Genomic DNA, 22518 nt, shown 5'->3' on the forward strand with positions numbered 1-22518 from the left:
GTTTTGGGTGTAAATTTGACTTGACACTCAATCATCACGCAGAAACATGAAAGTTGCAAAAAAACAAAAGGCGAAGTCGGCTTCGGGTGCCAGCCGTCCAGGCAAACCAAAGCAAGTGGATTATCCCGAACCGGACCAAAATTTGCCGGTGATGAGAGCCGAAGAACCTGCCGTGGAATATCGGAAATCCACTCAGTCTGACGCCATTAAATTCCGTTCGTCGCTACCCTATCGATTGATGGGTTGCGCACAGGGCTTTATGAGCAATATGTCCGATGACGAAATCAAGGAAATGATGATTCGTGACAGATATGGCCTATGAAGCTTTTTCTGGATACAAATGTGCTGCTTGATCACGCCCTTAACAGGGTCACCGGGCAGCCGATGGAAATTAGCTATTTGATGTTGTTGACCAAAAATCAGAATATTCCTGTATATATTTCGCCCGGTTCTCTCTATACATTTGCCTATGTTCTCCAAAAAAACGGGTTGCGAGGGAAGGATTTACGAATGAAAATTGAACAATATCTGTCGCTGGTACATCTTTGCCCCAGTGATAAAACTTATTTTTTAGAAGGTATTCAATCCGATTTCAAAGATATTGAAGACGCTTTTCAATATTTTCATGGCTTGCAGACCGAGTGCGATCATCTCATTACAAGCAACGTTCGGGACTTCAAACCGCACTGCGACGGCATGCAGGTTTTTTCGCCTTCCCAATTCGTAACCCAGGTATTGAACAAGAAACGCGGCATCGACTTCTAAACCGGATGGCTTCACAAACACGCACGTACGCGCGCAAAAAATTGCTGGGCCAGGTTTATACGCCTCTTCATATTGTCGACAAAATACTGCGGCATTGCGGTTTTTATGAGACGGACTCAACCGGAAAACGTATGCTCGACCCGGCGTGTGGCGACGGGCGTTTCCTGGTGCCGATCGCGGAATTCATCATTCGCAATACGCCGACCGACGAAATCGCCCAAAAGCTGCAACGACTTCATGGCTGGGACGTTGACAAAAAAGCGTTGCAACAATGCCGTGAAAACCTCGACGCGCTCATTGCACCGCTCGGCATTTCGGTTGACTGGCAATTGCGCCAATGCGATGCTTTGAAACAATGGCGATCCCGGGAGAAATTCGATCTGATTGTCGGAAATCCGCCCTACATCCGCATTCAGCATTTGCCTGAGGTACAACGGAAATACATTCAGAAGCATTACTCATTTTGCAGCACGGGGTCTACCGATGCATTTATCGCGTTTTTTCAACTCGCAACCAAGCTGCTCGCGCGCGATGGCATATGCGGTTTGATTACGCCCAACTCCTATCTCGTTTCAGAATCCGGCGGGCCTTTGCGAAAGTATTTTTGCAAAAATCAAAATTTAAAACTTATCACCAATTACCGCGATGTGCCGGTCTTTGGCGCTGCTTCAACCTACCCTGCTATCACCCTATTCGGCGGGCAGCAAGCCGATGTTTTCCGCTTCGAACAATGCATCAACAACCGTTTCGAATACGAGGGGCGCGATATTTCCCACTTCGAATTGAAGAACGACATCCCCTGGCAGCTTTCCGTCAACGAACAGACAATACAGGAAGGCCGGCGGCTGGGTGACATTTGTAAAATTTCGGTCGGATTGACGACGCTCGCGGACGGTTGCTATCTGTTCAATATTATCAGCGAGAAGAATGGCCTGGTTTACGTCAAAAACAAGAATGGCTTCTTCACGCATTTGGAAAAGGACTTACTTAAACCGATTATCAAAGGCTCCAAGCTGAAAGCTGCCGACGACGCGATTACCGAATATATCCTATTTCCCTACCAGAAAGACAGCTCTGATAAACAGCGCATTATCCCCGAGGAAACGCTTAAAGCAGAATTTCCTCAAACATATTCCTATCTTATTAAAGTAAAACCCGAACTGGATCGTCGTGATAACGGGAAGCCCAATGCAGTTGCGTGGTATGCATTCGGGAGGGCTCAGGGGTTAGATAATGCATTTGGCAAGAAGATCATTTTCTCGCCGATGAACCGCCAGCCGAATTTCATTTTGTATGAAAACCCGGATGTGACGGTTTATTCAGGTTATTTTATTAAATATGATGGCGATTATCAAACGTTACTCGAACAGCTCAATTCGCAACGAATGGCCGATTTTGTGGCTATTGCCGGACGAGATTTTCAAGGCGGATACAAAGGTTACAACAAGAAGGTAATCGAGAATTTTATTATCACCACTCACTCCTGAAAATATGGACATCACCGCTTCTATTGACCGTTTAACCTGGCTCTGCGAACACATCCCGGCACTCATCGAGGCCATTCCGGTTACAGCGCTGGAAAGTAAACCTACGCCCGAAAAATGGAGCAAAAAAGAAATTTTAGGCCATTTGATCGACAGTGCTGCCAACAACCATCAGCGGTTTATCAGGATCCAGTCCGAAAATGAGCCGGTGATCTTCTACAATCAGAACGATTGGGTAGGGTTCAGCAGGTACAACGAGATCGCCACCGAACAGCTGATTGCGACCTGGAAGCATTATAATCTCCACCTGGCAGCAGTCGCAAAGGCCATTCGCCCCGAGAACCTCGCCCGAAATGGTGTGGGAAGAGATGGTCAGCCGCACACGCTGAAATGGTATTTCGACGATTACGTCGACCATATGGAGCACCATTTACACCAAATAGTATCCTATTAATCAGCCCCATTCGCGAATATTTGTGCTAAAAGATTTATAAATAAACGAACGTTCATTTATATTTGCGCCATGAAAAATACCGCTAACAATTGAGACTCAGGGACGCTAACAAGGAGGCGCTGATCCGTGAGAAGGCGATCGAGCTCATCGTGAACCACGGCTTCGACGGGCTGAGCATGCACAAACTCGCCAAAGCCGCAGGGGTATCGGTGGCTACGATTTACATTTATTTCAAAGACCGCGAGGATCTTATCCAGCAGGTTTATACCGATGAATCGCGCAAAATGACGGAGGCGACATTGTTAAATTTCGATCCGGACGTGCATTTCGATGAAGGCTTGAAGCGGCAGTGGATCAATCGCATGAACTATTGCCTTGAAAACCCGTACAGTATGACGTTCATGGAGCAGGTGAAGCATTCACCGCTGGTGGACCGTTCGACGGTGGATACGCGTTTTTTGCAGGCAATGCAGCGGTTTGTCCACAATGCGATCGACCGCAAGGAAATTATGCCGCTGCCGGTTGAAATTTACTGGTCGATAGCCTTTGCCCCCCTTTACCAGCTTGTGAAGTTCCATATCGCGGGCAAAAGTATGCCCGGCCGCCCTCCGTTCATTTTCGATGAAGAGAAAATCAACCTGACACTCGGATTGGTGTTAAAAGCCTTAAAACCTTAACAGGAAAGCTGAAACCGGTCCGCACCTTAATTTGTTTGCCATGAACGACCATAAAATCATCGACGCGTTTGTGCTGGTTTTCAAGACCAACATCAACAATCCAAGACAAGTTAAATCGATCGCCACTACCCTGGATAGCTGCCCCGACATCCTGAAATGGAATGTCGACCTGGCGGATATCGACAAGGTGTTGCGCATCGAGGCCACACACGCGCAATGCGGGCCTGTGATCGAGCTGGTCACCCGCGCGGGGTACGTATGCGAAGAATTAACAGACTAAAAATTTACAAAAACAAACTCTATGTCAGAAACCAAACCCACATTTACCGGCTATGAAAAATTCATCATAGCCCTTTTAGCCACTTTGCAGTTTACAGTTGTGCTCGATTTCATGGTGCTATCGCCTTTGGGCTACATCCTGCTCGACAAATTATCCATTACCACCAGCCAATTCGGGCTTGTCGTTTCCGCGTACGCATTCAGCGCGGGCGCTTCCGGGTTGCTCACTGCGGGTTTTGCCGATAAATTCGACCGCAAAAAGCTGCTGCTTTTCTTCTACGTCGGCTTCCTCGTCGGCACCTTGTTCTGCGGGCTTGCACCTACTTACCATTTACTGCTGGCCGCCCGCGTGTTCACGGGTATCTTCGGCGGGGTAATCGGTTCGATCAGCTTTGCTATTATCACCGATCTGTTTGCAATCAACGTTCGCGGCCGGGTCATGGGGTTTGTGCAAATGGCGTTTGCGAGCAGCCAGGTATTAGGCATTCCGATCGGCCTTTATCTCGCAAACAAATTTAATTGGCACGCGCCTTTCCTGATGATCGTTGCGCTCGGCCTGATCGTCGGCATTCTGATCGTAGTCAAATTGAAACCAATCAATGCGCATTTAAAAATCCAGCAGAAAGGGAATGCCTTCCATCACCTGGGCAAGACACTCTCCCGCCCCGACTACCTGCAGGGCTTTGCCGCCACTGCACTCCTCGCGACCGGCGGCTTTATGCTGATGCCGTTTGGCACGGCCTTCGGGGTACATAACCTGGGCATCGCCGAAGCATCGCTTCCTACATTGTATATGGTGACCGGCATTTCCATGCTTGTCTTTAGCCCGATGATCGGGAAGCTGAGCGACAAGGCTGGGAAGTATAAAGTCTTCCTGATGGGCTCGACGATCACCTGCATTATGACCCTCATTTATTGCAATCTCAGCGTGACGCCGCTTTGGATTATCATCGGTTTGAATGTCCTGCTTTTCGTAGGGATCACCGGCCGGATGATTTCGGCTTCGGCACTGATGACCGCCGTTCCCGACCCGGCCGACCGGGGCGCTTACATGGGTATCAACTCGTCGATCCAGCAGATCGCCGGTGGACTTGCCTCCTTGCTCGCGGGCTTCATTGTCTCGGAAACAAGCACGGGCTTCATCGAAAACTACCCGTTACTCGGTGATGTAGTTGTGTTCGCCGTGATCGTTACTGCCTTGCTGATGTACCGCATTCATAAATATGTGGAATCGAAACTGGCGGCAGTAACGCCCGCGAATGCGCCTAATCCGGCGGTTTAGAAGATTTTTGTTAACCAATATGTCACCCTGAACGGAGTCGAAGGGCAAATGCGGCGACGATATCGCATTACCCTTCGACTCCGCTCAGGGTGACAACTGTTTTAAGGCAAGCCGGCAATGCCTTTATTTATATTGATTATCAAATCATTGTAAAATATTTCTAAAAAAATTCTTTTAATACTTTTTATTCATTTAAAATGATTGATACATTTACCACGACAAAAACTTTTTCGACTTTCTATTTATAAGGATTAGGGTTAAAATTATTTTATGTTTATTTACAAATCCGACATGAGATAAACTATTAACTTTTTATACTTATAATACTTTTAAATGAAAATCATCAGTATTGTCAACAACAAAGGTGGTGTGGGAAAGACTACATCTGCCCAGAGTATTGCTGCCGGTCTCAGCAAATTTGCCAATGCACGTGTGCTGGTTATTGACCTAGATGCACAGGCGAGTCTTACCAAAAGTTTCGGCATTCACCATGCCGGGCTTAAAAAAGACAGCGGCTCGTTCATCACCGGCGAATACGAATTTGATGAGATCGTCAAGCGTGTTGGAGACATTGATGTTTTGCCCGGATCAGCCGAAATGATCCACCGGGAAGACACGATCAAGTCGGCACCTGTTTTTCCTTTCAACCTGAAAATTGCATTGGAGAAAGTGAAGGACCGTTACGACTTTGTGATCATCGACTGCCCTCCTGCGCTCTACGGAAACACGAGACTTGCGTTGGTTTCTTGCCACCAGTATTATGTTCCGTTGCAGGCAGAATTTTTGAGCTACGAGGGTTTGCGGAACTTCCTGGTGTATTCGGCGGAGATCAAAAAGATCAGCCCGAGCACCAATCTGGGCGGCGTGTTTGCGACGCGCTACAACCCAAAGATCCGTAAGAAGATCAGCCACGAACTGATCATGGCGACGCGGGAGCAGCTCGGCGAGGTGTTCATGGAAGCCTACATCCGCGATAACATCGCATTGTCGGAAGCACAGGCCAACGGAACGACGATTTTTGAATACGCACCAAACAGTAATGGAGCAGAAGATTATTATAAGTTGACAAAAGAAATACTGGAACGAATAAATAACTGACACTTATGGCAAAGGAAAGGAAGTTTGATTTTGCACCCCTACCCCTGGTTGCTGATTTACAGGAAGACGAGCCCGTAGTAATTAAAGAGGCAGTCGAAGTCGTGGACGGTGCTCCCACCAAAGTCACTTTCGATTGTGATTTCGTGCTGATGGAAAATATGAAGGATTACGGCTACTGGGAAGGTCTGACGCAAAAGGACATCATCATCGAATCCTTAAAGCTGTATTTTCAGGACAAAGAAATCCGCCCCCGCCCCGATAAGATACGCAACCGCACAAAGGTTGGCCGCAAGCCCAAATCGGCATTGGTATAAGAGAAAGTCTCCCGAAAGGAGACTTTTTTGTTGCATGTTACATATGTCTATTCGACGACGACCTTGCCCGATACCTCCCTACTGCCATTTATAAACCGATAAATATAAATCCCCGGCGGCGCATCAATCACCATCTCAGTTTTGAATTGAAAATGTTTTGACAACACTAATCTCCCCGCCTGATCGTAAAAAGCGATGCGTGATTCGCCCGGCAATGCGGTCTCCAGGGCAATCAGGCCTCTCGCAGGATTAGGAAAAATGTTCAACCATTTCTCCTCACTACCTGCCACCGACAAAATCGGGTCGATTTTCACAACCGTTTGAAGTGTTTTGGCGCAACCATTTTCCCCGGTTACCCTCACCTCATAAATGCCCGCACTGCGAATACCGGCTTCGCTTATCGATGCAGTCGCCGCATTCGCTCTGAAATTTCTCGGCCCTCTCCATTGATAATCCACACCACCTGAGGCGGTCAACTCTACTGTTTGCCCGATTACATATGGCCCTCCATTGCCCGCTGTCGCCACCGGCAGCGGCAGAACGGTAATGGGCACTTCAACAATCAGCGGTGGATTTCCGTCGACTCTGCATTCAGCTTTGTAAATAATGCTTTCGCTTGGGGCTACTGAAATAGATTCGCCCTTTCCCGAGGTTGACCATAACACCTTCCCCGCACAACCATAACCTGTCAACGTGATCGTATCGCCCGCGCAAACACTATCCGCTGATGCTACCACTTGAAATACTCGTGGAAGTGCCGATCGCAACGACCAGCGAATGGTCTTTCTACGCAGATTTTTCACCCCATCTCGCCTGCTCATCGCGGTTGAATCAAACACGGTAGCCGTTAATATCGAACCGTCTGTTACCTGGTCAGGCTTCAAAATCAATTCATCAGTATCCCTCGAGATACGCTTTCCATTTAAACGCCATTCCACCTCGAGGCTATTGGGATCCGGGTTCAACAAAACGAGTTTGAAGGTTACTTGCTTCTCAACATTGATGATAGAAGCAGTGTCAGGCTCAACCCGATCAACGGGATTGACGAGCCCCAGAATGCTTTCCACTACCGCTTCACGACAGACAGCGCAATAGCCTTTATTCATGTCTTCCATTAAACAAGTGCCCTGGGCTGGTTTGTACCATCGAGCGGCTTCGCCTTGCAACCCGTGTCTGTAAACACCAATGGGAGGAAAATTGAGCCAGTTTTTCCATCTAACAGTAGTCTCCGAGCTATCGGTAGTAATATTAGGTCCTTCTCTGGAATAAAGCCCATACGGTTCCTGCCAATATTCGTCGGCTAGATCCGTTAGTGCATGCCCAACTTCATGAACTCCCACATTGTCCCAATTTTCTTGGAGGCTAAAAATTGCCCCTCCTGTTCCTCCCGCACCTCCATAGTACTGGGTATTTGCCAAAAGAATAACCAGATCGTAAGCAGGAAAATGAGTAGCCAGCACATCCAGGTAAATTTCCCTTTTGGTGACATAGAGTAACCTTTGATAAAGCTTACCGAAAGAAACTCCGAAGAATGTCTCTTTCGTCTCGACTGGCTGATCGGGATAAGCGTCACCAGCTGTGCCCGGATTTGTAATACCGCTCTCTTTCGAGGGTGTACGAATCGCAAAAAAATTGAAATAGTCCCGATAGCGATCGTAAGGATGGTAGGATCGAAAAAAGTCCGCAAACTTCTTAGCCTCCGCTTCGAATTTTGGCATTTCAGCTTCTGTAAACCCATCGCCCAGAATGACGACATTGATTCGGTTATCCTGCGGCCCTGTTTTGTAAAGTGTATCGACCTGATATTGTTGGGAAAAAGCGCAGAAAGTAATGCACAGCAACCCTAATGCGAGAAATAATCTCTTCATACCTAATATTTTATAGTGTGTTAACAACAATTACCAATCAAAGCACTAACCCCTTATTGTACCTCCACTTTCCCCGAAACCTCCATTTCTAAACCGGTACATACAGCCCCGCAGACTCATTCAACTTAATACTAAGTTATTGAAACACAACCTTCCCTCCCGTTTCATGCTTACCATTCACAATCCGATAAACATAAAGCCCTGCCGATCCGCGGAAGGTAATTTCGGTCCTGGATCTGAATACCCTGGAAAGCACCTTCCGTCCAGCCTGGTCGAAGAGGGTAAATGTCGATTCCCCGGGCAACAGGCACACCACGCGGATTACGTCTCTGGCGGGATTGGGCGACACATTCAGCCATTGCGCCGGGTCGTTGGCCACGGCAAGTATCGGATCAACCCTTACTTCCGTGCGGGCCGTATCAGAGCAACCGTTCGCATCTGTAACCATAACTTCGTAAACCCCCGCCTGGTCAAGCCCGGCGTTGCGAAGGGAAACGTGTGGTAATGTCGAAGCAAAGAACTTCGGCCCGCTCCACAGATAGGTATTCCCGCCACTAGCCGTGAGCTCGATAGTGCCGCCAACCTCGTAGGGCCCTCCGTTGGTCGCCGTCGCATCAGGAAGGGGCATGACCTGAATTGTCGTCCCGATTGTCTGCTCGGCCGCGCCTTCTACTTTACAAACTGCCGAATAGGTGGTCGTTTGGGCCGGCTTCACCTTCACGGATTTTTCACCGCTCCCGCCAGTCCAGGTCAATGTCCCCCGGCAGCCGTATGCAAAAAGGGTGACCTCTTCACCCACGCATATCGTATCCGAAGAGGCCTTCACCCGAAACACGTCCGGCGTGCCGGATTTGAGTGTCCATTGCACATTTCGGGTTCGGTCGCTCCTGGCGCCGTCATACCGGCTTATGGTTGTGGAATCGAAGACAGAAGCCGTGAGAACGGCGCCGTCGGGCGCCTGCTCGGGTGCGAGGGTTAGCTGTGCGCCCATGCCCACGAGCGGCTCACCATTCAGTGTCCATTGCACCTGCAAGGTATTGGGAAAGGGGGCGAGCAGGTCTATTTTAAAGCTTTGCGGATCATTGACGGTAACAATGCTACCCGGGTCCGGTTCGGCTTTTTCAATCGGGTTGACCTGTTTCAGAAGTGTCTCCACCGTTGCTTCCCTGCAAACTGCACAAAACTCCTGATTCAAATACTCCATTAAGCATGCCCCATTTGCGGGTTTATGCCAAAGTGCCGCTTCGCCGGTATCTCCGTGCTTATAAATGCTGATACCGGGTTCATTGAGCCAATTCTTCCATCGCACACGCAGCACACTGCTTTCCTGCGTCATATTGGGAGCCTCCCATCCATAGCCGGGACCTGCCCAATACTCATCGTTCAGGTGCGAAAACGTGTGACCGATTTCATGGACGCCGATCCTGTTGGCTTGTGTATGAAGCGTGTGCACGGCTATACTTCCCCCCGATCCGCCGTAAAAAGGCGTATTGACCAGGACTATGACCAGATCATACATCGGAAAATGGTCTGCGAGAAGCTTGGTCAAGACATCATATTTAGTGATCGTCACCAACCGATGGATGGAGCTACCAAACGAGGAGCCAAAAAATGTATTTTTTATACCAACAGGCTGGTCCTTATAAGCATCGGGGGCCGTACCCGGATTGGTCACGCCGCTTTCGACCGAAGGTGTGCGAATGGCGAAAAAATTAAAATAGCTGCGATAGCGGACGTACGGATCGTAACCAAGAAAGAAATCGGCGAATTTTTTCGCCTCTGCTGCGAATTGGGGGAGTTCTTGCTGTGTAAAGCCGTCACCGAGGATCACGACGTTGATACGGTTATCGAACGGCCCTGTTTTATAGAGTGTATCCACCGTATATAGCTGGGCAAAAGCCGGGAAGGCAATGCAAATGGCATATAGGGTGGTACAAATCCTTTTCATAACTAGTTAAAGCCGAGCGTATAGATTTTCACGGAGCCCCTTTCCGGAGTGACACTAAAAAGCTCCAAACGGTTGAGTCCCGAATGGATGGGCATGCGAACAAGCAGGGTACCTTCGCCAGCCTTCACTTCCTGGCGCCGCATATGGCCCGAAGGATCACTCACTTCTACTGACCGATAAAGCGGATGTTCAAATGCCATCTCAGCCTCCAGTGCACTCGTCGTGTAACGTGGAATGGCAGTTATGTAAACAGGAAAACCGACCGGATGACGCAAGTCCTTCATCCGGCCGTTGCCGACCGTAGCGCTCGCCAGTTCGACGTGCTCATTTCCGCCCGGTTTACCTGTAATGCGGAAACTCAGAAATAGAATATGATCGGGTGATTTGCTGTCATAGTTCGGAAGCTCACTGATTTTCAGTGTTGAACGGCCTGACCTGCATTCGTTCATCAGCAAACCGGCGAGCGCGATGACAACCGTGGAAAATAAACGTAGCATGGCGTGGTTCGAAACAAAACTGTAACAGCAATCAATGTACAGTATTATTAACGAATTTCACAGTACCTGTAACACTTCCTCCATCTCACTGATAGCCACTTGAATATCGTCTTTCCCCGTTCGGTAATTAACAAAAGCAGCTCGAACAGCAGATGTACCCGACAGCGAAGTGGGCGTCATGAAAATTTTTCCGCGGCAATTTACTTTTTTCAAGAATTCGGGCATTTTTTCGACCTCATTTTTCAATCTGAAACAAACTACATTGAGCCGGACAGGCGCCAACAATTCGAAATGGCCGCTGGTTTCGATGTAATTGCCCAGCTCCTGCGCACGTGCGATGCTATTTTGTACGATCCATTCGAAACCGTTGCGGCCGTAGGCGGTAAGACTGAACCACGCAGGCAATGCGCGGAAGCGACGGGAGTTTTCCGGAAGGAAATTGAGATAGGAAAAATTCTCCGACGGATCGCCGAGATAGGGCGCATTGGAATTCTGAAATGTACTGACTTGCAATCTGCTATGTGCCTTCCTGACGAACGAAACCGCGCTGTCGTAAGGTACATTCATCCATTTGTGGCAATCGATAGTAATGCTGTCCGCCTGCTCCCAGCCATTCAACAAATGGCGGTAATATGGATGGCAGGCTGCGAAACCACCGAAAGCGGCATCGATATGGAGCCAGAAATCGTATCGTTTTTTCAATGCAACGATCGCCTGAATATCGTCAAAATCGACCGTGTTGACGGTTCCTGCACTACAATTAACGACGATTGGCCGGTCCCGGTTGTCAGCGAGCTTTTTCTCGAAATCGGCCAGATCCATTGCCTCCCTCCCATCCAGCGTCTCTATGCGCAGCATGTTGCTACTGCCCAATCCGAGCATAGAAAGCGATTTGAGCACCGAAGAATGCGGCGTAGCGGCCATTACCACCATATCGCCATTTACACCCTCCCTCGAAATGTCGCGTCCAGATCGCTCACCGGCCCATTGTCTCGCTACGGCCAGGCCCGTAAAATTCGACATTGTAGCGCCGGTGACGAAGCCGCCATTGAAATCATCGGGCAAATAGAGCAGCTGACGCAACAACCGGATAGTCTCCTGCTCGACGATCGCAGAAACATCTCCCTCACCTTGCGTGGTCTGCGTATTCTGATCATAAACGGCTGTCAGCCAATCGCCGGCGATGGCTGCGGGAGTGGCGCCGCCAGTTACAAAACCCCAATACCGGGGCCCGGGGCTGGCGACCATCAGTTTGTCAAAGTGTGTTTTAAAGGCTTCAAGGCTTCCCAGCGCGCCCATCCCCCCTTCACTCAGGTTGGCGGGACGAATTCGCTGATCGGCAACGTAGGTAGGCCGGTCTGCAAGATTTTCAAGAAAACCCAGACTGTCCTTTTTTACCTGGTCCAAAATCGTATCCAGGCTATTCAATTCATTTTCAAACAATTCAAACATAAACTAGTGATTATAATGCGCTTTTACCAGACTAATCTTACCTGCCTCATCGAGTTCCATCAACTCGGCGGCCATTCGATTACTTACACTTTTGTAATATAAAATGACAGAACTTGCACCTACGAGGACCTCATTTAGTTCGAAGTGCAAATCCGTGTAAATGTCGAGCGCTTTCTTGAAATAGTTTTCGAGCTCCTGCTTGTCGGCGATGACCCCGTCGGCATTCATGCCTAACTTGATAATGTAGGGCGAAAAGAACCGGATATCCTCGGAATATAGCCTCATGATAGCAGTAAGGTCATGATGATTCCAGGCGTCAATCCATTGTTCTGCAAAGGATTGCGCCGATTGTTCTGTTAAATGCATGGCTGTTTATGGTTGTGTTGACGGTGTTTGAGTGATCCAGCGGCGATGATAGTTGATCTGACCGAGATGCCATGAAAGGTGAGCTAACAAATGGGTAAGAACGAGCCGCACAGACTGTTCCGGAAACAGATCCACCACATGACGAGGATATTCCTCCTCCATCTTCTGCTCATCCAGCGTCCGTAGTGTGTTGATCACTACCTCGTGTAGCGTATCCAGCTCCACAAGCATTTGTATTTGGGTAAACGTCTTTTGGTTAAACTCGGCATCACGGTCACGTATGTACGCATGCCCGCCGAGTGTAAGGCCCACGTATGTGCGTAAATTCCCGATTAAGTGCTGGCACAGATTACCGCCCGGATTGATCGTACCTGGTAGCGGCACCCATAAGGCATTTTCCGAATGGTACTGCTCAATTTCCCTCCGGAGCTTTTTGATATCCCGACTGAATAAAGTGATGAATATGTCGCTATTCATGGCTATTTATTAAAGTGAATGTACTTTTCCTCTTTTGAAGCTGGTAACCGCGGTTTACCAGAAAGACGCCGCCGAGGGTGACAGCAAATGCAAGGGTCGTGAGCCAGGTTATCCTTTCGTCCAATATTAAAAAACCTAGTACCAACGCTACCAGTGGATTAATGTACGCATAAATGGACACCAATCCTGCCGGCAGCCTGGACATGGCAAACAGATACGAACCAAAAGCGAGGATCGAGCCGAAAAAAATCAGGTACAAAAGGGCCAGGATCGATTTCGGTTGCATCACAGGCAAATTTGTCCAATCCTCATTGAAAGCACTCAGCACAAAGAGTCCCACCCCACCGGCCATCATCTGAATCGCGGCGTTGAAAAACGAATCTGTTCTGCCCGGGTAGCTCTTGGTATACAGCCCACCCAGGCACCACGACACGCACGAAGCCAGCGTAACGCAGATACCCATGAAGGAATTCCGGTCGGCCAGGTATTCGAGGTTATCCCTGAACACCAGCATCACCCCCGCAAGTCCCAGCATGACTCCGGCTGCCACATGGGCGTTGATACGCTCTTCCTTCCGCGCCAGCACATTGATCAGGATAGTAAAAAGCGGCACCGTCGCATACAGCAAGGCAGCAAGGCCACTTGGGATGAATTGAACACACCAGCCAACCAGGCCCGTCCCGAACGTGATCATACACCAGCCCGGAACGAGTTGCAAACCGATATCGGCCAAAGTCCAGGGGAATGACCTCTTCCTGAGCATGAGAAAACCCAGCAGCAATGCTCCCGCCACCACGTTCCTGAAACCCATGAAGAAAAGTGCCGGAAAACCCGACACGCCAATGCGCGCGGCCAGGTAAGTGGTCCCCCAAAAGAAACACACCATTACCAATGCGAAATATGCCGTCAGATTCCCTTTCATAGCCGTTTTAGATTGAACGCCACAAAATTCCGCCCCTTAAATTTAATAAAACAGATTCACTTTTGTTATTTTGAAGCATAACAGATATAAATATCGATTAGCATGACCGAAGCGCCTACCCGCGAAGATTTCCTGTACTCACAAATTGCCGACCGACTTGCAGCGCAAATTGAAAAAGGCATCCTGAAAGCCGGCGACAAGCTGTTTTCGCTCCGCGCGCTGAGTAAAGAACAGGGCGTCAGCCTCAGTACGGCATTCAAGGCTTACGTGGAACTGGAAAACAAGGGTATCATCGAAGCAAGGCCCAAATCGGGCTATTTTGTCCGTTTTTCGCCACTCAATGCACCTGAAAGGCTCCATAACACATCGCCAAGCCCGCTCATCGAAAAGGCTAATGTGGATGAAATGATCCGGACGGTCTACAAAACCATGACCCACGAGCGGATTATCCGGCTGTCGGTGGCTGCTCCTTCCGCCGAACTCATCCCGGAAGCCAAATTGAACAAGGCTATGATTGAGGCGCTCAGAAAAAGCCCCCACAGCTGTACCCAGTATGAAGAAGTACAGGGCAACCCCGCCCTGCGGCAACAGATCGCCAGATATGCATTCAACTGGAAAGGAAACGTGAGCGGAGACGACGTCATTACCACGCAAGGCTGTATGGAAGCGCTGATTTTTTGCCTGAAAGCCGTTACCGAACCCGGCGACACCGTTGCGATCGAAAACCCGATTTACTTTGGAATTTTTAATATTATGAAAAGCCTCGGGCTAAAAACGCTCAAAATTCCCTGCCACCCCGACGAGGGTGCCGATCTTGAATACCTTGAAAAAGCACTTGAAACGATTCCCGTGAAAGCAGTGCTGTTTGTACCTAATTTTTCCAACCCCACCGGCGCGCTTATGCCGGATCACCGCAAGAAGCAGCTCGTCGAAATGCTCGCCGCACGCGAGATTCCATTGATCGAGGATGATATTTATGGAGAAATGTATTTTGGAAAAACAAGGCCGGGTACGTGCAAAAGTTACGACAAAAAAGGCCTGGTAATGCTCTGCGGGTCGGTATCTAAAACGCTCGCACCGGGTTATCGCGTGGGTTGGTGCCTGCCGGGGAAGTTTAAGGACAAAGTTCTGAGCAACAAGCTGATGCATACTGTTTCTTCCGCCACGCCGACACAGGCAGCCATTGCCAACTTCTTCGAAACCGGTCGCTATGACCTGCATATGAGGCACTTGCGCAAGTCGCTGCACACGCAATGCCTGCGTTATGTGCAAGCCATTTCCGACTATTTCCCCGCCGATACAAGGCTCGTGCGGCCACAAGGCGGGTATGTTTTGTGGATTGAACTGAACAGAAACATCAATGCATTCGAACTCTTCGAAAGCGCCATCCAGGAAAGCATCAGCATCGCCCCCGGCCAGATTTTCAGCACCGACGCACGGTTCAGCAATTACATCCGCATCAGTTTCGGCGCACCTTATAATGCGGCAATTGACGCGGGATTAAGGAAACTGGGAGAGTTGATCAGGGATGCAACTGGCTGATCAATAGCCTTAAAACATACGCAACAATATTGCAATTACTTGATTTTCAGCACCTGTAACCCTGTTGCACGGCTTTGTAACCTACCTTTGTAATGTTCCTACGGCTCAGCTGTACGGCAGAACAGCATTTTAGTATTTCAATGATTGCATTATGAAACTCGACGAAAAATCGGCCCCTCATCAACCGCACGACGACTGCTGTTCGGCAGAGACACATACGCACGCCAAACATAATGGCCACGCACACGGCCACGAGCATGATCACAGTCACGATCATGACCATGACCACGGAGACCATAGCCACGGATCGGGAGACGATGCGGGCATTTTCAAAAGCCGTTGGATGTTATGGCTGAGCCTGGCAATTCTGGCCGTGTTTCTCGTTTTGGCATACATTTTAAAGGTTGAAGTTGCTCGCCCAGTCGAAATCGGGATGATGCTCGTCGCGTATGTGCTTGCCGGGAATAAAACCGTGGCGCTTGCGTTCCGGAAAGCAAGTCGCGGCGACTTCTTCAATGAATTTACGCTGATGACCATCGCTACCTTTGGTGCATTCTATATCGGGGAGTTTAGCGAGGGCGTTGCGGTGATGATTTTTTACGAAATAGGCGAGCTCTTTCAGGATATCGCCGTTAGCCGGTCGAAACGGTCCATTAAGGCTTTGCTCGACATACGACCGGACACGGTAACCGTTTTGCGCAACGAAAAACCCTTGCAAATCACACCGGACGAAGTTCTGATAGGCGAAAAAATATTGGTCAGGGCAGGCGAAAAAGTGGCGCTGGATGGAGAAATGCGCTCCGCTTCCGGCACATTTAATACCGCAGCACTCACCGGCGAACCGAAACCGCAGATCATCGAAAATGGCCAAAAAGTGCTCGCCGGCATGATATCGATCGAAAAATCCGTCGAAATCGAGGTGAAAGCACTCTTCAAGGACTCGAAACTCTCGCGTATACTGGAAATGGTGCAGGAGGCTAGCGCGCGCAAAGCTCCTACCCAACTGCTGATCAGTCGCCTGGCGCGCATTTACACGCCCGCAGTATTCCTGCTTGCATTGCTCATCATCGCAATCCCCGCGCTTTTTGTAGCCGATTATCAATTCGACCAGTGGCTCTACCGGGGCATGGTTTTCCTGGTCATCGCCTGCCCTTGTGCACTCACGATCTCTATTCCACTCGGCTATTTTGGCGGTATCGGCCTAGCTTCACGCAATGGTATTCTCGTAAAAGGGGCAAATTTTCTGGATGTTATCACTAAAATCGACACGTTAGTTTCGGACAAGACGGGTACGCTTACCAAAGGGGTATTTAAAGTTCAGCAAGTAGAAACTGCCATTGAAAAAACCGATTTTATCCGCATAGCTGCTTCGTTGGAAAGCTACTCGACGCACCCGGTCGCCAAAGCGGTTGTTGAATCGGCGGGAATTATTGAGCTGGCAAAACCGACAGATGTCGAAGAAATCGCGGGACACGGTTTAAAGGGTAATGTCGAGGGTAAGGCTGTTCTCGCGGGTAATACGAAATTGCTCGACAGGTATTCCATCAGCTATCCTGCCGAGCTTGGTTCGGTAGTTGAAACTATCGTTGTTGTGGCGGTCGATAATGATTACGCGGGTTATTTCCTCATTGCCGACCAGGTTAAAGAGGATGCTGCTGCCGCTGTCGCGGAATTGAAAACACTTGGCATTTCAACGGTCATGTTGTCCGGCGATAAAGAAGCCGTCGTCGCCAAAGTTGCAGGCGAGCTCGGCATTGCTAAAAGTTACGGCGGACTGTTGCCTGAAGACAAGGTGAGGATCGTACAAGAGCTTAAAAATAAGGGCAACTACATTGCATTCGCGGGCGATGGTGTAAACGACGCGCCGGTAATCGCGCTCGCCGACGTAGGCATAGCCATGGGTGCGTTAGGTTCCGATGCTACCATTGAAACGGCCGATATCGTCATCCAGAACGACCAGCCTTCGCGCATTGCTTCGGCAGTACGGATCGGCAAAATCACAAAATCCGTTGTTTATCAGAACATTTCCCTCGCTATGGGGGTTAAAATTGCAGTAATGGCCCTGGGTGCCGGCGGCGTTGCGACGCTCTGGGAAGCTGTTTTTGCCGATGTGGGTGTTGCATTGCTGGCAATTCTAAATGCATACCGGATCCAGGGAAAGAAAATATAACATAGCCTGCGTTGCTCAAATACCATGGGAAAAAAGTTGGACCGGATCACACCGGAATTGGAGTCCTTCATCAATAATCAAAAGATTTTCTTCGTCGCCACCGCGGCCGAAACGGGGACAGTCAATTTATCACCGAAAGGAATGGATTCCTTTCGTATTCTCGGGCCAGACCGGGTGATGTGGCTCAATGTAACCGGCAGCGGCAATGAAACCGCGGCCCATTTGCTGCAGAATGACCGCATTACCGTTATGTTTTGTGCATTTGAGGGCAAGCCGCTTATCCTGAGATTGTATGGACACGGCAAAGCCTACCATCCCGCCGACGCAGAATGGCACGAATATGCCCCCCTCTTCCCCCCGTTCGAAGGGGCGCGGCAGCTGATAGACATACAGATACACCTCGTCCAAACCTCCTGTGGCATGGCTGTCCCGTTCATGGATTACGACCGCGAACGGGAGGAGCTAAACGCCTGGGCCAGAAAACAAGGTCCGGGAGGCATTCAGGATTATTGGTCAAGAAAAAACATGGCCAGCATCGATGGTTTCGACACAGGCATTTTCGCTTCCACCCCAACAGATGAAAGCAAATGAACATGCAGCAGGTACAGCAGTGCTGAACCTGCTGCACATTTCAACACAGCATTCCCTACGCAAACGGGTAGCCGAATGCGAAATCCCAACTCAGTTTCTCCAATAGTACACCCCTCCCAAGGGTCGCTAACGACCTCCGGCCAATAAGTGAAACTTACCGGAAAATAACTGATCAAACGACTGGAACGGGCGTACTGCCTGCCACCTTTTCCAGGGCGATGGTGACCCTCTCGATGCGGTCGACATTACCGCGGCTACTGTCTGAAACTGCCTGTGCCACTGAGGTTAAGTAATCCCCACCAAGCTTGGTGTTGAAAAAAGGGTCGTTCTGGGCGAGTACTCCCCGCCAGCCTTTACCCACGATATTCCTGGATTTAACAAACCTGACCAACAGGCGCTCTTTGATGGACAAGCCTCCATGTTCGGAGACTCTTGCTTGAAGCTGGTGCATATACAATAGTGGTGTATTATAAAAAATTGTAATTTGCGCTTTATCAATAACGATAATCACTGGCAATTCAAAAGTACAGAATAGCTATCACTTAGTCAAGTATTTTTATATTAAACTTCTAACTAATGTCAATTGTTGGCGAACGCATTAAGAAATACCGCGAATTGAAAGGCTGGAACCAGCATCAACTGGCTAAGACGTTGAAGAAATCGGGTAAAGCAGTAATCTCGAATTGGGAAACCGGAAGAAACGACCCCTCTCTCGCCGAGCTTCGGTTGATGGCCGAGCTCTTCGACACCACGGTGGCCCAGCTTGTCGGCGAGGTGCCAATGCTCGAAGAACCGCGGGAGCAATATATCATGATCAAAAAAGACGATCTCATTGACCTCCAACGCAAAGCACTGGAATTGGAAGCGGATCGAATCAACAGCCTCAAAGGCCAGCTCAGATTAGCCGAAAAAAATGAACGGCCCGACGATGGCCAGGCATAATGCCAGGTTACGCTGGAACAACGACCGGAAACCCAGCGCGCAGCCAAAGCTGATCACAATCAGCAAAATCCATAATGCGCTGTAACCCCAATGCCCGGCCACATATGCGCCCATAACGGGGCCGATGATCTGCGCGACAGCCTGCGACACCGAATAAGCGGCCGAGTATTTGCCTCGGTTTAAATCGCTGGCCCGGTTCATGACGAAGGTACTCAGATAAGGAAACGCCAGCATTTCGCCCGTTGTGAAAAGCACTACAGTCGCAATGGCAAGTACTACCGGCAAAACATGGGGCACGACAAGCGCCAGGAACGCCATTGCGCTGAAAAGCGGTCCTGAAACCATGTAAAAGTAATCGGGCTTCCGGTTGGCCAGGTTTTGCACCAGTACCATCTCGAACAGGGCGATAATGAGCCCGTTCATGCCCAGCATAACACCGATTGTAGACTCGCCGATGCCCATTTCTTCCTTCCAATAGACGGGCACGAGCCTGAACAGCACTACAAAACACAGCATATAAAGGGTAACCATTACGAGGAAACGTACAAAAAATGCATCCTTCCAGGGAGAAGCGGTGCTTACTTCCGCCATTTCCGGAAAGTCATTTTTCGTAACGTGCTTTCGTTTAGGCAACAGCATAACGATAAGCAAACCAGCCAGCACATATACTACACCGTCAACCCAGAACAAAAGGTGATAATTAATAGCCGCCAGTAACCCTCCCACGCCGGTGCCGAAGCCAAAACCGATATTGGTGGCAAGCCGGTTAAGCGCATACGAGCGTATGAGATTTTCGGGCGTCGAATAAGCGGCGATGGCCGTTTGGTTGGCGGGTTTGAACGCTTCTACAAAAAAGCTGAGGACTACGATCAGCGCGCACAGCAGCGCAAAGTCGGTGGTAAGGCTAAATAGGGTAAAGAATACCCCACTCAGTATCAGGCTGCCGATCTGCACGGGCTGAAAGCCCAGCTTGTCGGTGAGATAACCACCCGCCATCGCCCCAAGCACCGAGCCGACGCCGAACAATGTAATGATCAATCCTGCATCCTCGATGCTCCGGTGCAGGCTTTGGGTAATATACATACTCATAAAAGGTACGGCCATATACCCGCATCTGTTCACCAAAATCACCAGGCTCAGTAACCAGGTTTCCCTGCTTAGCCCGGTGAAAGATGCCCTGTAAGCACCAATAACTTTCCTGATCATATTAAATCCCTGATAATCTTAATGCTTTCTTCCAGTTCCCCCGGATCAGAAGAAGCGAATCCGAGGCGTATATAGTTCCTGAACTGTGCCGGATATCCTGCAACTTTTCCATTTGAGAAATACAAATCCTTTTGTGCCGCCCTTTCCGCAAGCCTGGGTATGTCGATCGCCGGATCAAAACGCGCCCAAACCGCCATCCCGCCGTCGGGAATGTCGAAACTGATATGATCTGGCAATTCAGTTTTCAGCAACTCGCAAAACAAGTCGCGACGCTGCTTGTAGACCCGCACCGATTTCCGCAAATGACGCTGAATGACACCTGTTTGAAGCAGCTCGGCAATCGCATTTTCGAGCATTGTGTCGCCTTGCCGGTCGATAATGCGCCTGAGCGAAGCCAGATGGGCGATGACGTCTTCCGGTCCGACCAGGTAACCGACCCGGAACGCGGGTGAGATCGTTTTAGTAAATGACCCACAATAAAGCACCATACCGGCCTGATCGGCGCCAAAAAGCGGAAGGAGCGGTTTGCTCAAATAATGAAAATCGTAATCGTAATCATCCTCAAAAATCACAAATCCATGCTTGTCAGCAAGTTGAAGAAGCTTAATCCGACGATCGGGCCGTAGTGCGACTGTCGTGGGATACTGATGATGAGAAGTCACGTACACCATTCTGACACGCCGTTTCTGACATAGCTCTTCCAATGCATCTACATCCATACCATGCTCATCCACAGGCACATGGCAAATATCCGCACCTGCCTGTGCGAAGTTCATCGATGCCCCAAACCACCCCGGCGAGTCGGTAACGACGCAGTCGCCAGCCTTTACCAGGCTCGTACAAGCGAGGTACATACCCATTATCATCCCTCTCACAATCAGTATGTTGGCAGAAGAAGTTTTGAGCCCGCGCGTTTCGTTCAAATGGGCTGATAGCTCTTGCCTGAGCCAACTGGTACCGCTGGTTTCCCCATACCCCAGCCGCGTGTAGGAATTGCCATGGAGCAATTGGCTCCTGTATGCACGTGACAGATCTTCGAGTGGCGCGAGCCTCGGATCGGGAAAGCCGTCATCCAGGTGAAGCCGCCAGCCGGCTTTCAATACAGCCCTGTCCAGGTGAGCAGGCTTCTCGAACCCGAAACCGGCCTTTTTGAGCGGATCCCTGTCCGCTGCTATCTCCACCGGCAGCGGAAGCGGCCGCAAATCGGGCAGATTCCGTGCTACGAACGTACCGTTTCCCGTCTGACTTTCCAGCCACCCTTGCGCCAGGAGCTCGTCGTACGCCTGCACGACAGTCCGCCGGTGCACGTTTAAAATAGCGGACAGTTGCCTGGTACTCAGCAATCTATAACCAGATTGCAAAGTGCCGTTCTTGATCAATGACATCAGTTGATTGGCGATCTGAAGATATACCGGCTGTTTTCCACCCTTTTCGGGAGTAATCAGCGTCGACAACACATTCATCATAATTGGACTACCACTATTTAATATATTGGATTAAAGAGATGGACCAATTAACGCATAATTTTGAAGAAAAACAAAGTACATGAACACGCCACCGCCCTATCTCGTACCCAGCCGTCTCGCCAAACGCACACATTATGAGCAAGAAACGATCTGCGCTATTCTCGACGAAGCCTTATTTTGCACTATTAGCTATGCAGTGGACAATAAGCCGTTCTCTATTCCGACGGCTTTTGTCCGCTATGAAGATAAAATTTATATTCACGGATCTGTCGGGAGCCATTTCATCAGGGAAATCGAGAAGGGAATCCCGGTATGCATTTCCGTAATGCTCACCGATTCGCTCGTGGTAGCAAAATCGGCGTTCAGCCATTCGGTCAACTACCGATCGGTCGTTATTTTTTCCAGTGCAGAAAAAGTGGAAGATATCTCGACAAAAAGGGCCGCATTTGAATGGCTTACCAATAAAATAGTACCCGACAGCTGGGATTACCTCCGCCCGATGACCGACAGCGAAGTCCGGAAAACTACCGCGCTGGCGTTTTCTTTTGAGCTAGCATCCGCTAAAATGCGTGACGGGATGCCGAAGGACGAACCGGAGGACCTGGAATTACCTATCTGGTCGGGACTGATACCGCTACAAACCTTACGCGGAAACCCGATTGCCGACGAGACCAGCCAAAATATTCCACTTCCTCAACATTTAAGTTAACCGCATGCA

Annotated in this window: 24 protein-coding genes; 14 read left to right on the plus strand and 10 right to left on the minus strand. The window is 49.6% G+C overall.

Annotation, left to right across the window (positions count from 1 at the left end):
• Nucleotides 1–46 precede the first annotated feature (46 nt).
• From IEY24_RS07315 to IEY24_RS07355, 9 genes are all read left to right on the plus strand, one after another.
• Nucleotides 47–322: a hypothetical protein gene (locus IEY24_RS07315; RefSeq protein ID WP_188930110.1), complete on the plus strand. Its 276-nt coding sequence runs from the start codon at nt 47–49 to the stop codon at nt 320–322.
• On the plus strand, nt 319–765 hold the full coding sequence (locus IEY24_RS07320) for a type II toxin-antitoxin system VapC family toxin (RefSeq protein WP_188930112.1): 447 nt from the start codon (nt 319–321) through the stop codon (nt 763–765). Before IEY24_RS07315 ends, IEY24_RS07320 begins: the two co-directional genes overlap by 4 nt.
• A gap of 5 nt (nt 766–770) precedes the next feature.
• Nucleotides 771–2252, plus strand: a complete 1482-nt coding sequence (locus IEY24_RS07325) for an Eco57I restriction-modification methylase domain-containing protein (RefSeq protein WP_188930114.1) — start codon at nt 771–773, stop codon at nt 2250–2252.
• Nucleotides 2253–2256: 4 nt separating this feature from the next.
• The gene (locus IEY24_RS07330; RefSeq protein WP_188930116.1) at nt 2257–2703 is read left to right on the plus strand and encodes a DinB family protein; all 447 of its coding nucleotides are present in this window, start codon (nt 2257–2259) and stop codon (nt 2701–2703) included.
• 89 nt (nt 2704–2792) lie between these two features.
• Complete coding sequence (locus tag IEY24_RS07335) at nt 2793–3380, plus strand: TetR/AcrR family transcriptional regulator (protein WP_229221567.1); 588 nt, start codon at nt 2793–2795, stop codon at nt 3378–3380.
• 40 nt (nt 3381–3420) lie between these two features.
• A complete protein-coding gene (locus tag IEY24_RS07340; protein ID WP_188930117.1) occupies nt 3421–3660 on the plus strand; it encodes a hypothetical protein in 240 nt (79 codons plus the stop codon).
• 21 nt (nt 3661–3681) lie between these two features.
• Entirely contained in the window at nt 3682–4941 is a 1260-nt protein-coding gene (locus tag IEY24_RS07345; protein ID WP_188930119.1) for an MFS transporter, read from the plus strand.
• 333 nt (nt 4942–5274) lie between these two features.
• Nucleotides 5275–6039 (plus strand): ParA family protein, encoded by a 765-nt coding sequence (locus IEY24_RS07350; RefSeq protein WP_188930121.1) that lies wholly within the window; start codon nt 5275–5277, stop codon nt 6037–6039.
• A 5-nt stretch (nt 6040–6044) separates the two neighbouring features.
• Nucleotides 6045–6353, plus strand: coding sequence for a hypothetical protein (locus IEY24_RS07355; RefSeq protein ID WP_188930123.1), 309 nt, complete (start codon nt 6045–6047; stop codon nt 6351–6353).
• 47 nt (nt 6354–6400) lie between these two features.
• Here IEY24_RS07355 and IEY24_RS07360 read toward each other — a convergent pair whose 3' ends face one another.
• The 7 genes from IEY24_RS07360 to IEY24_RS07390 all read right to left on the minus strand — a co-directional run bounded on the left by IEY24_RS07360 (nt 6401) and on the right by IEY24_RS07390 (nt 13883).
• On the minus strand, nt 6401–8221 hold the full coding sequence (locus IEY24_RS07360; RefSeq protein WP_188930126.1) for a M64 family metallopeptidase: 1821 nt from the start codon (nt 8219–8221) through the stop codon (nt 6401–6403).
• A 136-nt stretch (nt 8222–8357) separates the two neighbouring features.
• Nucleotides 8358–10169 (minus strand): M64 family metallopeptidase, encoded by a 1812-nt coding sequence (locus IEY24_RS07365; RefSeq protein WP_188930127.1) that lies wholly within the window; start codon nt 10167–10169, stop codon nt 8358–8360.
• A gap of 2 nt (nt 10170–10171) precedes the next feature.
• Nucleotides 10172–10666 carry a hypothetical protein gene (locus IEY24_RS07370; protein WP_188930128.1) on the minus strand — a complete coding sequence of 165 codons (495 nt, stop codon included), beginning with the start codon at nt 10664–10666 and terminating at the stop codon, nt 10172–10174.
• A 57-nt stretch (nt 10667–10723) separates the two neighbouring features.
• Entirely contained in the window at nt 10724–12118 is a 1395-nt protein-coding gene (locus IEY24_RS07375) for a pyridoxal phosphate-dependent decarboxylase family protein (protein ID WP_188930131.1), read from the minus strand.
• A gap of 3 nt (nt 12119–12121) precedes the next feature.
• Nucleotides 12122–12484, minus strand: a complete 363-nt coding sequence (locus IEY24_RS07380; RefSeq protein ID WP_188930133.1) for a nuclear transport factor 2 family protein — start codon at nt 12482–12484, stop codon at nt 12122–12124.
• A gap of 6 nt (nt 12485–12490) precedes the next feature.
• Nucleotides 12491–12961: a DUF1572 family protein gene (locus tag IEY24_RS07385; RefSeq protein ID WP_188930135.1), complete on the minus strand. Its 471-nt coding sequence runs from the start codon at nt 12959–12961 to the stop codon at nt 12491–12493.
• Complete coding sequence (locus IEY24_RS07390) at nt 12954–13883, minus strand: DMT family transporter (protein ID WP_188930137.1); 930 nt, start codon at nt 13881–13883, stop codon at nt 12954–12956. Before IEY24_RS07390 ends, IEY24_RS07385 begins: the two co-directional genes overlap by 8 nt.
• Nucleotides 13884–13985: 102 nt before the next feature.
• Here IEY24_RS07390 and IEY24_RS07395 point away from each other — a divergent pair, with 102 nt between their 5' ends.
• The 3 genes from IEY24_RS07395 to IEY24_RS07405 all read left to right on the plus strand — a co-directional run bounded on the left by IEY24_RS07395 (nt 13986) and on the right by IEY24_RS07405 (nt 18186).
• On the plus strand, nt 13986–15425 hold the full coding sequence (locus tag IEY24_RS07395) for an aminotransferase-like domain-containing protein (RefSeq protein ID WP_188930139.1): 1440 nt from the start codon (nt 13986–13988) through the stop codon (nt 15423–15425).
• 151 nt (nt 15426–15576) lie between these two features.
• Nucleotides 15577–17595, plus strand: coding sequence for a heavy metal translocating P-type ATPase (locus tag IEY24_RS07400; protein WP_188930141.1), 2019 nt, complete (start codon nt 15577–15579; stop codon nt 17593–17595).
• A 24-nt stretch (nt 17596–17619) separates the two neighbouring features.
• Complete coding sequence (locus IEY24_RS07405) at nt 17620–18186, plus strand: pyridoxamine 5'-phosphate oxidase family protein (RefSeq protein ID WP_188930143.1); 567 nt, start codon at nt 17620–17622, stop codon at nt 18184–18186.
• A gap of 172 nt (nt 18187–18358) precedes the next feature.
• On the opposite strand, the gene IEY24_RS07410 is transcribed toward IEY24_RS07405, so the two are convergent.
• On the minus strand, nt 18359–18637 hold the full coding sequence (locus tag IEY24_RS07410; RefSeq protein ID WP_188930145.1) for a hypothetical protein: 279 nt from the start codon (nt 18635–18637) through the stop codon (nt 18359–18361).
• 125 nt (nt 18638–18762) lie between these two features.
• On the opposite strand from IEY24_RS07410, the gene IEY24_RS07415 reads away from it, so the two are divergent.
• A complete protein-coding gene (locus IEY24_RS07415) occupies nt 18763–19128 on the plus strand; it encodes a helix-turn-helix domain-containing protein (protein ID WP_188930147.1) in 366 nt (121 codons plus the stop codon).
• Here the strand turns inward: IEY24_RS07415 and IEY24_RS07420 are convergent.
• Together IEY24_RS07420 and IEY24_RS07425 are read right to left on the minus strand one after the other, a co-directional pair.
• Nucleotides 19087–20334 (minus strand): MFS transporter, encoded by a 1248-nt coding sequence (locus tag IEY24_RS07420; protein WP_188930149.1) that lies wholly within the window; start codon nt 20332–20334, stop codon nt 19087–19089. The genes IEY24_RS07415 and IEY24_RS07420 overlap by 42 nt on opposite strands.
• Nucleotides 20331–21800, minus strand: a complete 1470-nt coding sequence (locus IEY24_RS07425) for an aminotransferase-like domain-containing protein (protein WP_188930152.1) — start codon at nt 21798–21800, stop codon at nt 20331–20333. The genes IEY24_RS07420 and IEY24_RS07425 overlap by 4 nt, the downstream gene beginning before the upstream one ends.
• Nucleotides 21801–21879: 79 nt before the next feature.
• Between IEY24_RS07425 and IEY24_RS07430 the strand changes: the two genes are divergently transcribed.
• The gene (locus IEY24_RS07430; RefSeq protein WP_188930154.1) at nt 21880–22509 is read left to right on the plus strand and encodes a pyridoxamine 5'-phosphate oxidase family protein; all 630 of its coding nucleotides are present in this window, start codon (nt 21880–21882) and stop codon (nt 22507–22509) included.
• The last annotated feature ends 9 nt before the right edge of the window (nt 22510–22518 follow it).

Source organism: Dyadobacter endophyticus (genome assembly GCF_014641595.1).
GTDB lineage: Bacteria > Bacteroidota > Bacteroidia > Cytophagales > Spirosomataceae > Dyadobacter > Dyadobacter endophyticus.